The sequence below is a fragment of the Citrobacter sp. wls613 genome (assembly GCF_005281195.1).
Classification (GTDB): domain Bacteria; phylum Pseudomonadota; class Gammaproteobacteria; order Enterobacterales; family Enterobacteriaceae; genus Citrobacter; species Citrobacter gillenii.
Map to the genome: position 1 here is coordinate 18388 of NZ_SZXN01000057.1, position 13633 is coordinate 32020.

Annotated in this window: 15 protein-coding genes and 1 pseudogene; 2 read left to right on the forward strand and 14 right to left on the reverse strand. The window is 55.0% G+C overall.

Going from position 1 to position 13633, the window contains the following annotated elements:
• From FDX01_RS23775 to FDX01_RS12430, 11 genes and pseudogenes are all read right to left on the reverse strand, one after another.
• Positions 1-855 (reverse strand): glycosyltransferase family 2 protein (locus FDX01_RS23775; protein WP_249360961.1); only part of this gene is annotated, 855 nt, incomplete at its 3' end.
• A complete protein-coding gene (locus tag FDX01_RS12385) occupies positions 846-1199 on the reverse strand; it encodes a hydroxymyristoyl-ACP dehydratase (RefSeq protein ID WP_117342488.1) in 354 nt (117 codons plus the stop codon). The genes FDX01_RS12385 and FDX01_RS23775, both read right to left, overlap by 10 nt.
• Positions 1186-2547 carry an AMP-binding protein gene (locus tag FDX01_RS12390; protein ID WP_137399864.1) on the reverse strand — a complete coding sequence of 454 codons (1362 nt, stop codon included), beginning with the start codon at positions 2545-2547 and terminating at the stop codon, positions 1186-1188. Before FDX01_RS12390 ends, FDX01_RS12385 begins: the two co-directional genes overlap by 14 nt.
• Entirely contained in the window at positions 2544-3125 is a 582-nt protein-coding gene (locus FDX01_RS12395; protein WP_115257257.1) for a hypothetical protein, read from the reverse strand. Before FDX01_RS12395 ends, FDX01_RS12390 begins: the two co-directional genes overlap by 4 nt.
• Before the next feature lie 6 nt (positions 3126-3131).
• Positions 3132-3383 (reverse strand): acyl carrier protein, encoded by a 252-nt coding sequence (locus FDX01_RS12400; RefSeq protein WP_096759208.1) that lies wholly within the window; start codon positions 3381-3383, stop codon positions 3132-3134.
• A gap of 12 nt (positions 3384-3395) precedes the next feature.
• Positions 3396-3653 (reverse strand): phosphopantetheine-binding protein, encoded by a 258-nt coding sequence (locus FDX01_RS12405; RefSeq protein WP_096759209.1) that lies wholly within the window; start codon positions 3651-3653, stop codon positions 3396-3398.
• Positions 3634-4459, reverse strand: a pseudogene (locus FDX01_RS12410) (lysophospholipid acyltransferase family protein). The gene FDX01_RS12405 and the pseudogene FDX01_RS12410 overlap by 20 nt, the downstream one beginning before the upstream one ends.
• Complete coding sequence (locus FDX01_RS12415) at positions 4456-5178, reverse strand: beta-ketoacyl synthase chain length factor (protein WP_137399865.1); 723 nt, start codon at positions 5176-5178, stop codon at positions 4456-4458. The pseudogene FDX01_RS12410 and the gene FDX01_RS12415 overlap by 4 nt, the downstream one beginning before the upstream one ends.
• A 40-nt stretch (positions 5179-5218) precedes the next feature.
• On the reverse strand, positions 5219-6280 hold the full coding sequence (locus FDX01_RS12420; protein ID WP_115257260.1) for a class I SAM-dependent methyltransferase: 1062 nt from the start codon (positions 6278-6280) through the stop codon (positions 5219-5221).
• A gap of 68 nt (positions 6281-6348) precedes the next feature.
• A complete protein-coding gene (locus FDX01_RS12425; protein ID WP_135912828.1) occupies positions 6349-6726 on the reverse strand; it encodes a hypothetical protein in 378 nt (125 codons plus the stop codon).
• A gap of 415 nt (positions 6727-7141) precedes the next feature.
• Positions 7142-8191, reverse strand: a complete 1050-nt coding sequence (locus tag FDX01_RS12430) for an AI-2E family transporter (RefSeq protein ID WP_115257262.1) — start codon at positions 8189-8191, stop codon at positions 7142-7144.
• 132 nt (positions 8192-8323) lie between these two features.
• Between FDX01_RS12430 and FDX01_RS12435 the strand changes: the two genes are divergently transcribed.
• On the forward strand, positions 8324-9541 hold the full coding sequence (locus tag FDX01_RS12435) for an MFS transporter (protein ID WP_117342484.1): 1218 nt from the start codon (positions 8324-8326) through the stop codon (positions 9539-9541).
• Between the two features lie 3 nt (positions 9542-9544).
• Here FDX01_RS12435 and FDX01_RS12440 read toward each other — a convergent pair whose 3' ends face one another.
• Positions 9545-10102 carry a DcrB family lipoprotein gene (locus FDX01_RS12440; RefSeq protein ID WP_115257264.1) on the reverse strand — a complete coding sequence of 186 codons (558 nt, stop codon included), beginning with the start codon at positions 10100-10102 and terminating at the stop codon, positions 9545-9547.
• 72 nt (positions 10103-10174) lie between these two features.
• Positions 10175-10840: a 7-cyano-7-deazaguanine/7-aminomethyl-7-deazaguanine transporter gene (locus FDX01_RS12445; protein WP_096759217.1), complete on the reverse strand. Its 666-nt coding sequence runs from the start codon at positions 10838-10840 to the stop codon at positions 10175-10177.
• Between the two features lie 169 nt (positions 10841-11009).
• On the opposite strand from FDX01_RS12445, the gene tusA reads away from it, so the two are divergent.
• Positions 11010-11255 carry a sulfurtransferase TusA gene (gene tusA / locus FDX01_RS12450; protein ID WP_003827551.1) on the forward strand — a complete coding sequence of 82 codons (246 nt, stop codon included), beginning with the start codon at positions 11010-11012 and terminating at the stop codon, positions 11253-11255.
• 101 nt (positions 11256-11356) lie between these two features.
• On the opposite strand, the gene zntA is transcribed toward tusA, so the two are convergent.
• Positions 11357-13567, reverse strand: a complete 2211-nt coding sequence (gene zntA, locus FDX01_RS12455; protein ID WP_137399866.1) for a Zn(II)/Cd(II)/Pb(II) translocating P-type ATPase ZntA — start codon at positions 13565-13567, stop codon at positions 11357-11359.
• Positions 13568-13633 lie beyond the last annotated feature (66 nt).

Consider the following 13633-nt stretch of genomic DNA (forward strand, 5'->3'; position numbering starts at 1 on the left):
GACTACCGGGTAGAGCAGCAGGGAGAATACTTTGCGCCCCAGTAAGCGCCAGACCAGTAGCATCAGGCGCATCCCCCATAAACCCTTCACTTCCTGCTGACGCGCCCAGTGTGGCGATGCGCGGCGAAAAAGCAGCGACGGGATGCGCGGCAACATGCCAAAAAAAAGGCGTGTGTGCATCCGTGAAATGCGCAGGTTGTCTTTGAGTGCATCGAAATGAGAGAGACCGTCCAGCGGATAGGTGACGCGGGTGGGGACAAAATAGCTGGTGTTACCTTGCCAGTAGAGGCGCACCATCACTTCGGTATCAAAATCCATTCGTTTGCCGAGGGTCACGCGCTGCGCCAGGTGCAGCGTCGGCGCAAGCGGGTAAACCCGAAAGCCGCACATGCTGTCTTTGAGCTGGAGCGAGAGCGTTTCAATCCACACCCAGACGTGGGTCACCCAGCGTCCGTACAGGCGCGAGCGGGGTATGGAATCGTCATAAATAGGCTGCCCGGAAATCAGCGCTGTAGGGTGAAGCTCTGCCAGCGCAAGCAGTTCAGGAATATCTTCAATGGCATGCTGCCCGTCGGCGTCTACCTGCACCGCGTGGCTGAACCCGGCCGCTGCCGCTGCCTGCATACCGCTAAGCACCGCCGCACCTTTGCCCGAGTTAATCGGCAGGCGAATTAAGGTCAGATTTTTATCTTCTGCTGCCAGGCGGGCCAGTTCATCCCGCGTGGCGTCGTCGCTGCCGTCGTCCACCACAATGCAGGGCAGGCCGAACGGCTGAAGCCGCGCCAGCACGCTGGCCATCATTGCGCCATGGTTGTAGCAGGGGATCAGCACGCAGGGAGAAAACGTTAACGGCATAACCGGATCTTCCCGCTGCTGGCGGTGTGGCGCGCTTCGCCGTCGTGGCGCTGGTAGCTGAAGGTCAGTATCTGGCGCTCTTCTTGCCAGTTCAAGGCTAGCGTGACGGTGTTTTCCGGTAACAGCGGAGCCTGAAATTTCACGTTCTGAATGCTGTGAAAGCGCCAGCCGGGGGCGAGCAGCGTGGTGGCGTAGTGCATTACCCAGTCCATCTGCGCGACGCCGGGCAGCAGCGGCTGCACGGCAAAATGTCCGCAGAACCAGAATAGAGAAGGGTCGAGATGCAAAACAATCTCCACCTGCTGAGGTTGTGCCTGATGACGCTCAATTTCATGGGGTTTCATGGAATAACTCCTGTAATTGCGCATAGACACGCTTGTTCATACTGTTCACCGGGATTTCGTCAATCACCCGCCAGTATCGGGGAACAGCAACCGGCTCCAGCCATGGGCGCAGCGCGCGCCGCCAGCTCAGCTCTTGTGGTTTCCCTCCGCGCTGATACCAGCGTTGACGCGTTTCGTTATCCAGAACCAGCAGGACGCCAACGGCCTGGCGTCCGCCGCGTGAGACAGGCATAGCAGCAACGTCGCAAATGCCGTCCAGTGCCAGCAGACGGCGCTCTACTTCGCTTAGCGAAATACGCTTTTCTTCAATTTTGACCACCCGGCCCCGCCGTCCCATCAGGCGGAACTGACCGTTTTCTGCAAAATGCAGAATATCGTCGAGCAACAGGCCATCATCAGCAGCAATCAGCGGGGAAAATACGCGAAACGCGTCATTTTCTGACCGGAATCTGATGTCGGGGAAGGGCTGCCATGCCACATCATCCTGCTGGCGATAACGCCAGGCGAGGATGCCGGTTTCAGTGCTGCCGTAGATCTCATCAGGCCAGACGTTTAGCCAGTTTGCTGTCTGCGTGACGTCCTGCCAGGGCAGCATACCGCCCGCTGACAGAACCATCCGGACCGGCGGCGCGGCAAGCTGGTGGTCGAGGCGTTTCAGAAACGCCGGGCTGCTGATAAACATATACTGATGCTCATGGCCCAACGCCGCCAGTTGTTCGGCGTACCAGAGCATTGCCGCGTGTAGCGGCAAGCCCAAGGACATCGGCAGGAAGATACGAAATGTCAGGCCGTACAGATGCTGTGGCAACACTGATGCCACCACCCGACAACCTGTTAAACGGTCGGCAAAGCGCGCGGCGAGCAACGCCGCTTCGTTATCGAGACGCCCGATCGGTTTAACGACCCGCTTCGGCTGGCCGGTAGAGCCGGAGGTGAAGAGTTCCACAAAGGCGTCGCTGCGGATGAGGGGGAACGTCACGTCGTCTGTGGCGGCCGTCATGGCAGACTGGACAACCTGTAGCGGACCCTGCCAGTTCAGCGGTTTATCGCTCAATACGCCGTCAAACAGCGCATGCTGCTCGTTCAATAATGAAACGCGACAATGGCCCGGGATCACCGGCGTTTTGCCAGCATGGAGCGTTGCCAGCAGTGCCACGATAAACAGATAGCTGTCCTCAAAGCACAGTGCCCAGCGTTCACCCTCCTGCTGCTGCAGGTACGTTATCAACAGGGCAACATCGTGGCGTAGATGGCCGAGTGTCCAGGTCGCGTCTTCTAACCACGCAACGGGTACGTCGGATGGACGTGGAGCGCTGAGCCACTCAGAGAGTGGAAGGGGCTGCTTCATGGGTTATCTCGTTTTATCACCTGGCGGCGCACCAGCCACTCTCCTGCCATCAGCGTTCCCATCAGCAGGTAGGAGAGCATGCCGTTCCACACCGTCCACAGGGACATATCGCCATACAGCGCGGTACCGAGCGCAATGCTGCCATTGAGGATGAAAAAGGCACACCAGATTTGCGTGACGCGGCGCGTGTAGCGCACACCTGCTGCGGGTAGATTGGGATCGCGCAGCCGTGCCAGGCGTTCGACAACCGGCATGGTAGACCAGAGTGAGCCACCAAAGACTGCCAGCATGACCCCGTTGACCACCACCGGATAAAACAGCAGCAACTGGTGCGTTTTGAGCAGATAGCTGGTAACGCAAAGCGTGATGCCCGCTACCGCCACTATCTGCGTCACGACGCGCAACGGTCCCGCCTGTCGCCGGGTCTGGCGAAAGCGTACAAACAGCAGCAATGCCATCAGCGGTAGCAGCCAGTGCAGGCCGTTATGTGCCAGGCCAAACCAGATTAAAAATGGCCAGGCCAACAGCAGTAAGCCTGTCAGCAGTTGTACGACTGGCAGCGAACGCGCGCCCGACACGATGCGTTATGCTTCTTTGAGCAGGCGTTCTACCGCATCGACGACATCCTGCACAGTCCGCACCGCTTTAAATTCCTCCGGCTTGATTTTCTTGCCGGTTTTCTTTTGCAGATGCACGATCATGTCAACAGCGTCAATGCTGTCCAGTTCCAGATCGTCATACAAGCGCGCCTCGGGCTTAATGTCCTGTGGGTCGACTTCAAACAGCTTAACCAGCAGCGCGGAGACTTCTTCGTAAATGGCTTTTTGTTCAGTCATAACGGACTTTCCTCAGGCACGTTGCGCGTGAATGAAAGATGCCAGCGTGGCGACGGAGAAGAAGTGCTGGCGCATCTCTTCGCTCTCAGCCGAGAGAACCACGCCATACTCATTTTTCACCGCCAGGCCTAACTCCAGGGCGTCGATGGAGTCCAGCCCTAAGCCATCGCCAAACAGCGCTGCGTCGGTTTCAATATCGTCAGCAGTAAGTTCGTCGAGATTCAATGTCGTTATAATGAGATTTTTGATTTCAAGATAAAGCGCTTGCATCATTAATTCCTGAAAGAGGTAACGTACCTGGTTGTAATTGAAGCAAAAGATGCCGGTTCAACTGCCTTGCGGCCAGCGCCGGTTCTTGTGAATTTGCATCGTAAAATTGGTCGATTTTTACCCGTGCGCGGACGGAAATGGTAAACACGGGTTTAGCCGGTGGAATGTCATACCATTTGCTTTGCTTATCAAGCATTTGCTCGCTGCAGCTAATCGTGACTATGCGTAAGTCGCTGTGGCAGCGCACGGCGATATTTGCCGCACCACGCTGGAGCGTCATTTCCTCACCGGGACGCGTGCGTGTCCCCTCGGGGAAAATCAATATTGTGTTGCCTTGTTCCAGCCGATGCTGGCAGGCGGGCAACAGTGCATCAGCCTGGCTGTTAATCAGATAATCCGCCGCCCGGACTACGCCGCCGAGGAACGGATTCTTCAGGAGCGCGCTTTTCACCAGACAGTCTGTTTCTGCCATGACCGAAGCCAGTAGCACCCAGTAGCACATAGTCGATGAGCGTCGGATGGTTGGCGACGACCAGACATCCTCGTTCCTTGAGCAAAACGTCACGCCCTTCAATGTGGTAATCCAGCACGCCAAGCCCCTTCGTCACCGTTAAAAAGAGACGAAAACTGGCGGCTATGCTGCGTCTGGCAATGCGCCGACGTCTGGAATTATTCCATACTGTGATTAACAATACGTTAAACCAGATAGTGGAAAGGAGCAGTCCGCCGATGCCAAACAGGGCGAAGCATAAACCGGTCATCACCAGTCGCCATGCCCGGTTAAGGGTCTGGAACACCGCGCTCATCCCTGACTCCATTGCCACTGTACGCGTTCACCCGTCAGCGTAAACGCCGGGGTATCTCGCAGATAGTGTTGTAAAAACAGCAGGCTTTGCGGCAACGTGGACTCGCCGTGGTCGCGGTATGGGCGGGTTTCACACCGCCACTGACTACCTGGTTCAATAACCAACGCGACGGCAAATGGCCAGGTCGGCATGTCAGCAGGCAGCTGCGGGTGATAAAAATCAGGCAGGAAACCATCGAAATCGACCATTAACACCCGCTGATATCCCGCCTGTAGCAGGCCCATCACTTCGCATAACCCTTGCTGGAACGTGTCTTTGCCTGCTGAGAGCGAGGAGGAGACGATCGGTTTTTTTGCGGCGATGGTCAGGTTGCCGACGGCGGAGTTATGCACGGACAGGGCGAAATCGGTCGGAGAGATTGGCTGCTCTGTCGCCAATGCGTGCAGAATGCGGTAGTTACGTTCCAGTTCACCGTGACGACTGGTATAGAGGACGGCATCGATCGCATGACGACGGAGCATTGCCAGCCCGCACTCGACGGCCAGCTTGCTACCCGAACTGAGGCGGCGAGCGGTCATCATCGGTAATTCACTGAGCTTTCCCTGTGGCGCGGCTGGATCGATGGTGTGCGAAAGCCGTGACCATTCATGCCACTGTGCCGCTTCGCTTAATCCTGGAGCTTTTGCCTGCCAGTCGGTAATGTTTAATGCAAATTTCATCAACGCGCGTCCGCGATAAATCGGTTATTCCAGTTGTTTGTTATTTTTTCTTCTGGCATATCAATAAAGTATGCCCAATACCCAGGTTATCGTGGCGTTCATCTACCTGAAAACCTGCCTGTTTCAGATAGTGATAAAACTTCTCTACGCTGTAGAAACGACTGTTGCCGTTCGCCATACAGGTAAAATAAAGCGAAGACGCATTCAGGCTAAATGAGGCCGCTTCAAATTTCTGCGCATCCCAGAACAGTTCCATAATGCAGAGTTTGGCACCGGGTTTCATTACGCCGGCAATCTTGCTCAGCATGGCGATAATTTGCTCCGGGGAAAAACAGTCCAGGAATTGACTCATCCACCAGATATCAGCCTCTGCGGGTAAAGGCGAGTCACTAAGCATATCCACAGCATGGAACTTTATGCGATGAGATAATCCTGCATTTTCGATATTTTCACGGGCCAGCGCAATTTGTTGTGGTAAATCTAATAACGTGACGGCGATATTGTCATCATGCTGACAACAACGTAATGCCCATTTTCCGGTATTTCCGCCGACATCGTACAGGGTTGCAGGGGCATTGGCGAATACATACGGTAATGCCGCGTCAAATGCCCCGTCTGAATAGTAATGATCAAAAGCAAACCAACTTTCACGCGCCGCCAGCGGTAATTGCGACAGGGCGGGATAAATGGTTGGCCAGTCGCCAAATATTTTTAATCCGGCGGGTTTACCTTCTTTCAGCGCATTTTCCAGATAGAACAGCCCCTGATAGCAAACATCCTGAGTGAAATCCATGTTCACTCTGGTCATCGTGTCATGTAAAAGAAAATGACCGATTTTGGCGAGGTAATAATATCCCTCTTTGTGGGTAATGATGCGCCCACTTAATCCCATATCCAGCAATATGCTGGCGGCATATTCGTTGATGGTGCTGTTTTCGGTAATTTCGTCGAGCGTAGCGCCGCGTTTACCTTGCTTATCCAGCCAGGTCAGTACTCCCGCATTTCGCAGGCACAACGCGGTTTGAAAAAGCATAGGGGCAAATGCGATACGTTGTGCTTCAGTAATAGCATCCAGTGCGCTGAGCGAGTCCTGTTCGTACATGTGGGAACAACCTGTTGAGTGGCAGATAGTGAGGTTATCGGGCCTTATCGGCCCGACTTTAGGCATAATTACAGATTGGCACCGGCTGCCAGATTGACCTGAATGTCTTTGTCCAGATTGCGCACCCAACGGTTATAGTTTTTATGAATTTTTCCGCCTGAAGCCTGCAGGTTAAGACTGCTGTCATATTTGATGTCGTAGCTGGTCGCGGTGTAGGTGATACGGACTTCTGCCACGTGATCGCGTGTCTGTTGACGAGCTTTGATCACCCCCGGGTTAATTTCCGTCATGATCCACTGGCGTTGAATGCCGGCTTTTAGAATGGCGTTTTTAACCTGGTCCTGAGTGTGCCCCGCGCTAACGCTTGAGTGAACTTGATCGATCGGCGCAGTACGCGCACAGCCTGCCAGCGCGCCGACAACCGCAATAGCGGCAAACCACTTAATATACTGTTTCATTAAAACTCCCTATCACGGTATTTTTATACGATTGAAATAATAAGTGATGAAATTATTCTCGCCTTTCATCATCTGTATCTTTATTTAAGCTAAATTAGAGTTGTATTCCACATGACAGATAACACGGTGCTGGTGGCATGATTTCTTAATATTTAATGGTTTTCTTCAGTAGAAAATTTTGCAGCAACATGATTGGTGCGAAGTATACGTTATCAAGCTAAGCGCATCAATTTAAATGGTTTTTAAATATAGAGGGTTAGTGCCGGAGATGTGTTTTTGGAAGGTTTTTTATTTTAGTTATTATGGTTTTACTTTGTATATTGGTTTTTTATTTAAGTTAAGATGGTAATGTCTGCGTTATTACCATCTTATTCGTAATATATAAACTACCTTGTCTGGTAGTTTATCCCGGTAATCGACTTTTCGGTCTACCGGGTCCAAGCAAAATTGCCAGCTTGCTGCCACCCCTGGTGGTTTCCATCCAGATTTTACACACGCTGGTAAGCGGCACGGAAAGTAACATGCCGACCGGACCTAGCAGCCATCCCCATACCAGTAAGGACAGGAAGACAACAAGCGTCGACAGGCCTAAACGATGGCCCATCATACGCGGCTCGAGGATATTGCCAATCACCATATGTACGACCAGAAACAGGGCGCCGACCAGCACGCATTCGTAAATCCCGTTGAACAGCAGCGCCTGCAGCATGGGAGGGACGGCGGAAATCACCGAGCCAATATTGGGTACATAGTTAAGCAGGAATGCCAGCACGCCCCACATCAGCGCAAACTGAATGCCCATTAGCGCCAGTCCCAGCCAGACGATAGCTCCGGTCCATAAGCTGAGCAATGTTTTTAACGCCAGGTAGTGAGAAACGCCCTTCAATGCACGGTGCAGACCCGCAATATGGATCTGCGGATTATTCAGCGCAAAGCGCAGCTTGTAAGGAACATGGCGCACCTCAAACAGCATAAACACCACCGTCATTACCAGCAGGAAGACGCTGGCCATTGCGCCGGAAAGTCCGGTCATCAGCGTGGTCGTGAAGGTCATTAGCTTGTCGGAATCGATACGTTGCAGTAGACGTTCTGGCGACATGTGCAGGTTAAGAAAGGGCACCATCTCTTGCACGTAGAGGACCTTGCGCGTCAGCTCCTTGTTGTACTTTGGCAGCATGTCCATGAATTCCGTGATTGAAGATGCGAGAACGCCGACCAGCGCGGTGAGCACGAACAGCATCACTACCACCACCAGCGTAATGGCAATCGGGCGACGCAGCCCTCGGCGAATAAACCAGGTCACCAGCGGGTTCAGGACGATGGCAAAAAAGAGGGCCAGCAGCAGCTGCACAATAATGTCGGCAGCCGCATGAATACCTGCGAGGATCACCACCAGGGCGGCCAGTTTGAGCAAAATATGCAAACCTGTTTTATCAGGCTGAGCGCTTGTCATGTGTTCTTCCTTTTTACGTTTTGCTCTAAGTGTAGCGGCTGGCTTACGACCTATATTCCTAAACTGTCTGCTGATTTCTGCCCGGCAACATGGTAGAAATGAAACACTGTTGTAAAAATGTGGTGACCCTTCATGCCCGAACCCGTCGCTGAACCGGCGCTTAACGGATTTCGTCTCAATCTGCGCATTGTCTCGGTGGTGATGTTTAACTTCGCCAGCTACCTGACTATTGGCTTGCCGCTCGCGGTGCTACCCGGCTATGTTCATGATGTTATGGGTTTTAGCGCCTTCTGGGCTGGGCTTGTGATCAGCCTGCAATATTTCGCCACCTTGTTGAGCCGCCCGCATGCGGGGCGATACGCCGATCTGCTGGGGCCGAAAAAGATTGTCGTGTTCGGGCTGTGCGGCTGTTTTTTAAGTGGCCTGGGCTATTTGCTGGCGGGAACAACCAGCGGCTGGCCGATGGTGAGCTTACTGTTGCTGTGCCTCGGGCGTGTGATCCTGGGGATTGGGCAAAGTTTTGCCGGTACCGGTTCAACGCTGTGGGGCGTGGGTGTGGTGGGCTCCATACACATTGGGCGGGTGATTTCATGGAACGGTATCGTCACCTACGGGGCGATGGCGATAGGCGCGCCGCTGGGCGTGCTGTGTTACGCCTGGGGTGGTTTGCAGGGACTGGCGCTGACCATCATGGCGGTGGCTCTGTTAGCAATAATGTTGGCGCTGCCACGTCCGGCGGTGAAGGCCAGCAAGGGCAAGCCGATGCCGTTTCGCGCGGTGCTCGGGCGCGTCTGGTTGTACGGTATGGCGCTGGCGTTGGCTTCCGCTGGTTTTGGGGTGATCGCCACCTTTATCACGCTGTTTTATGACGCCAAAGGCTGGGACGGCGCGGCATTCGCGTTGACGCTGTTTAGCTGTACGTTTGTCGGGACCCGCCTGTTATTCCCAAACGGCATTAACCGCTTAGGCGGGTTAAATGTGGCGATGATCTGTTTTAGCGTGGAAATAGTTGGGCTGCTGCTGGTAGGGATGGCGGATATGCCGTGGATGGCGAAAGTAGGCGTTCTGTTGGCAGGTGCGGGGTTCTCGCTGGTGTTCCCGGCGCTGGGCGTGGTGGCGGTAAAAGCGGTGCCGCAGCAGAATCAGGGCGCTGCGCTGGCGACCTACACGGTATTTATGGATCTCTCACTGGGGATTACCGGGCCGCTGGCGGGACTGGTGATGACGTGGGCGGGCGTACCGGTTATTTATCTGGCGGCAGCCGGGCTGGTGGCGGTGGCGTTATTGCTGACCTGGCGGTTAAAAAAACGGCCCCCGGAGGACTCTGCGGAGGCCGTGTCATCGTCTTAACCGTTACTGGATAACCAGCGTGTTAATGATGTTCTCTGCGGTCGCCTGCGCTTTCTGCTGATCGTCAGCAGGCAGCGTGATCTGCAGGGTCAACAGCTGGTTGTCCACTTTGCCCAGCACCACAGAAGAGTAAGCGGTCTGGCCTTTGGCGGAGATGATGCTGTCTAACTGCTGCAGGGTATGGCCCTTCAGCTCAATCGACTTGTTGGTGACGACCTGCAGCTGCGGGTCACGGCTACGCTGCTGATCTTCCAGGCGTTTGGCCAGCACGGTCAGGTCTTCACTGGTGTCATCACCGACAATCACAATCACTGCTTTCTGGCCAGTTGCGTCAGAATACACGTGCATATTGTTGGCCTGAGTACCCAGCTTGCCGCTCTGATCGGTCATATCTGCTGGCAGGGAAAAACTGAGCTTGCCGTCCAGCAGGCTGACCGGTTGTCCGGCGGCGTTACTTTCCGCGGCAGCACCCTCGGCTGGCGCTTTGGTATCGCTATTATCACAGGCCGCAAGCCCCATAACCAGCAGGCCAATACCGACATATTTAACCAGATTGCGCATTGACTTCTTCCTTTCGATAAACGGCCATAACGGCTCATTCGTCCATCTTATCACAACTCGGAAAATGAACCTTTAACTCGTCTGTAATGCCGCGATTTCGGATTTATCTGCCAGCCTTTTCAGTAACATATTCAGCAACACACCGTACATCGGCAGGAAGAAAATAATACTGATCAGCACCTTGAAACAGTAATCGACCAGCGCGATTTCCATCCAGTGCTCGGCCATAAAGGCATCCGGGCTGCGCCAGAAGGCGATAAAGAAGAAGGCCAGCGTATCGCTGATGTTGCCAAACAGCGTGGAGGCGGTAGGTGCGAGCCACCAGCGGCGGTTTTGACGCAGGCGGTTAAAGACGTGCACATCCAGAATTTGCCCCAGTGCGTAGGCCATAAAGCTGGCGGCGGCGATACGGGCGACAAACAGATTAAAGTGCAGCAGCGCGTCAAATCCTTGCCAGGACCCCATATAAAACAGCGCGGAAACCCCATAGGAGATCAACAGCGCGGGGATCATGACCGCAAAAATGATGCGTCGTGCCAGCGGTGCGCCAAAAATGCGAACGGTCAGGTCGGTGGCGAGGAAAATAAACGGAAAGCTAAAGGCGCCCCATGTGGTATGGAAACCGAAGATGGTGATCGGCAGTTGTACCAGATAGTTGCTGGATGTGATCACCAGCAGATGGAATAGCGATAGCCAGAACAACGCTTTTACGCGCTGAGTTTGTGTAAACGGAGTCATATTGTACCTTTTTAGTCAAGAATTGGGGTGAGGGAACCCAATAAAACGGTCGCATGATACTGCTTTAACAGGGCTTTGCAATGGTTGTTTTTCACGCAATCGTTAACCTGATTGGCTTACTGACCAACAGAGCGTAAAATAACGCCGTTTTTTATTGAACGAGACAACGATGAGCGATTTGTTTACCTCTCCCGACCATACCCTTGATGCCCAAGGGCTACGCTGCCCGGAACCAGTGATGATGGTGCGTAAAACTGTGCGCGGCATGCAGGCCGGTGAAACGCTGCTGATTGTCGCGGACGATCCGGCGACAACCCGCGACATTCCCGGCTTTTGTACGTTTATGGAACATGAGCTGGTGGCCAAAGAGACCGACTCTCTGCCGTACCGCTATTTAGTGCGCAAAGGTCAGTAATCTTGTTTGCCGGATGGCGGCGCAAGCGCCTAATCCGGCCTACGAATGATGAACAGCCAGTCGGCCTGATAAGCGAAGCACCATCAGGCGAGAAACAGGCATTACCCTTTCCGTAACAGCCGCAGCGCGTTGGCAGTCACCAGTACCGTTGCCCCTGTATCTGCCAGCACCGCCAGCCACAATCCGGTTATCCCCAGTAGCGTGGTTATCAGGAAAATCCCCTTCAGACCCAGCGCAATGGCAATGTTCTGGCGAATATTGGCGTGAGTGGCGCGTGCCAGTTGGATCATTTGCACCAGGCCGCGCAGGCGGTTATGGGTCAGGGCGGCATCCGCCGTTTCCAGCGCGACGTCGGTGCCGCTTCCCATCGCAATGCCGATGGTGGCCGCTTTCATTGCCGGCGCGTCGTTAATCCCGTCCCCAACCATCGCCAGCGGGGACTGCTGGTTCAGGCTGGTCACTACCCGAACTTTATCCTCCGGTAGCAGGCCTGCTTTGAATTCCAGCCCCAACTCACCGGCAATTGCTGCCGCCGCACGTGGGTTATCCCCGGTCAGGATCACGCCTTTTACGCCCAACTGATGAAGCTCGTTGATGGCGGTCAGGGCGTCGTCACGCAGTGTATCCTGTAAGGCCAGCACGCCGAGCACCGCATCGTTGCGCAGCACCAGTACCACCGTTTGCCCGGCGCTTTCCAGTTCGCTAATCTGTCCGGCAAAGGCTTTGGCAGGCTGTTTGCCCGCTGCGCAAATCAGTATCCGCTCGCCATTGACCTGCGCTTCAATACCCGAACCCACCAACGCCCGCTGTGCTTGTGCTGCCGGGATGGTCAATTCACGGGTCTGCGCTTCACGGACAATCGCCTGAGCCAGCGGGTGCGTGGCACCTTGCTCAACCGCTGCCGCCAGTGCCAGCAGTTCGGACTCGCTGATGCCGCTCGCCGGATGAATCGCCGTCACGCGCGGTTTACCCACGGTCAGAGTACCGGTTTTATCGAATGCCACATGAGTGACCCTACCTAATTGCTCCAGCGCGGCTCCGCCTTTAATCAACGCCCCACGCCGTGCCGCCGCCGCCAGCCCGGAGGTGATTGCGGCAGGCGTTGAGATTACCAGCGCACACGGGCAGCCGATCAACAGCAGCGTCAGCCCTTTATAAATCCACTCCTGCCAGGAAGTGGCAAACAGCAGTGGGGGAATAAGAGTGACCAGCAGGGCGATCGCCATGATGGCCGGAGTGTAAATGCGGCTGAAGCGATCAATAAATCGCTCAATCGGGGCCCGACGCTCTTCGGCTTCTTCTATCAGCTTCAGGATGCGGTCAATGGCGCTGGCGCCCGGTTCAGACAGGACTTCCAGCGTGACAAGGCGGTCAACGCTGGTGGCGCCCGCCGGGACTTTATCGCCCGTGGCGCGTTCGACAGGAATAGATTCGCCGGTCAGGGCGCTTTCATCAAAGCTGGCAAAGCCGGAGACCAGTTTGCCGTCGGCGGGTAAGCGCCCACCTGCAGCCACTTCAATCACGTCGCCGGGCTGGAGGCTGTTAATGGCCACCTCTTCGCGCTCGCCATTGCGCAGTCGGACTGCGGTTTCGGGTTTTAGCGCCATCAGCGCGCTGACCCCTTTGCGGGCGCGGCTGGCAGCCCATCCTTCCAGGCGTTCGCCAATTAAAAACAGCAGCAGTACCATCGCGGCTTCCGCCGTGGCACCAATAAACAGCGCACCAATGGCGGCGACGCTCATTAACGTTTCAATGGCAAAGTAGCTGCCGGTTTTCATCAGGCGCAGCGCCTGACGGGCAATGGGATACAGCCCGACCAGCGTCGTGGCGATAAACGCCATCTGACCAAAGGGATGATTGAACTGCTCCAGCCCCCAGCTAATCGCCATCATGACGATGAGGGTGATCAGCGGCAGATTTTCTTTAAACCGCGACTCGGGTGCGGCTTCCGGTGCTTGCTCATCGCGCAGGGTATAGCCCGCTTTTTGCACCGCGTTTTCTATGTTCTGGCGAATATCGGCCACGGCATCGACCACCAGTTTTTCGGTAGCGAACAGCACCTGAACCTGGTTGACGCCGCTGACCTGGCGGACCGCATTTTCAACTTTACGCGCGCAGGCGGCGCAATCCATGCCTGAGACTTTCCAGGTATAGCGCGTGCCGTCCACCGTATTGGATACGGGCGTGGGTGAGGGTGCGGCTGTCGAGCAACGGCCTTCACTGCAGCAGTCATCAACCTTCTGGGGTGCTGGTGCGAGCTTGAATGAAGAAAATTGTGGGGCTTTTTTGCCATTGGTATCGGGCGTCGACATGGCATCCTCCGGTTGATAATCATTTCGTATTAACCGGAGGATACACTCTGGAGTCGACTCCAGAGT

Excerpts from the sequence above, each read along its gene's own strand:
- FDX01_RS12385 (WP_117342488.1), bottom strand. The coding sequence starts at position 1,199 with ATGAAACCCCATGAAATTGAGCGTCATCAGGCACAACCTCAGCAGGTG.
- FDX01_RS12390 (WP_137399864.1), bottom strand. The coding sequence starts at position 2,547 with ATGAAGCAGCCCCTTCCACTCTCTGAGTGGCTCAGCGCTCCACGTCCA.
- FDX01_RS12400 (WP_096759208.1), bottom strand. The coding sequence starts at position 3,383 with ATGACTGAACAAAAAGCCATTTACGAAGAAGTCTCCGCGCTGCTGGTT.
- FDX01_RS12405 (WP_096759209.1), bottom strand. The coding sequence starts at position 3,653 with ATGCAAGCGCTTTATCTTGAAATCAAAAATCTCATTATAACGACATTG.
- FDX01_RS12415 (WP_137399865.1), bottom strand. The coding sequence starts at position 5,178 with ATGAAATTTGCATTAAACATTACCGACTGGCAGGCAAAAGCTCCAGGA.
- FDX01_RS12420 (WP_115257260.1), bottom strand. The coding sequence starts at position 6,280 with ATGTACGAACAGGACTCGCTCAGCGCACTGGATGCTATTACTGAAGCA.
- FDX01_RS12430 (WP_115257262.1), bottom strand. The coding sequence starts at position 8,191 with ATGACAAGCGCTCAGCCTGATAAAACAGGTTTGCATATTTTGCTCAAA.
- FDX01_RS12435 (WP_117342484.1), top strand. The coding sequence starts at position 8,324 with ATGCCCGAACCCGTCGCTGAACCGGCGCTTAACGGATTTCGTCTCAAT.
- FDX01_RS12440 (WP_115257264.1), bottom strand. The coding sequence starts at position 10,102 with ATGCGCAATCTGGTTAAATATGTCGGTATTGGCCTGCTGGTTATGGGG.
- FDX01_RS12445 (WP_096759217.1), bottom strand. The coding sequence starts at position 10,840 with ATGACTCCGTTTACACAAACTCAGCGCGTAAAAGCGTTGTTCTGGCTA.
- tusA (WP_003827551.1), top strand. The coding sequence starts at position 11,010 with ATGAGCGATTTGTTTACCTCTCCCGACCATACCCTTGATGCCCAAGGG.
- zntA (WP_137399866.1), bottom strand. The coding sequence starts at position 13,567 with ATGTCGACGCCCGATACCAATGGCAAAAAAGCCCCACAATTTTCTTCA.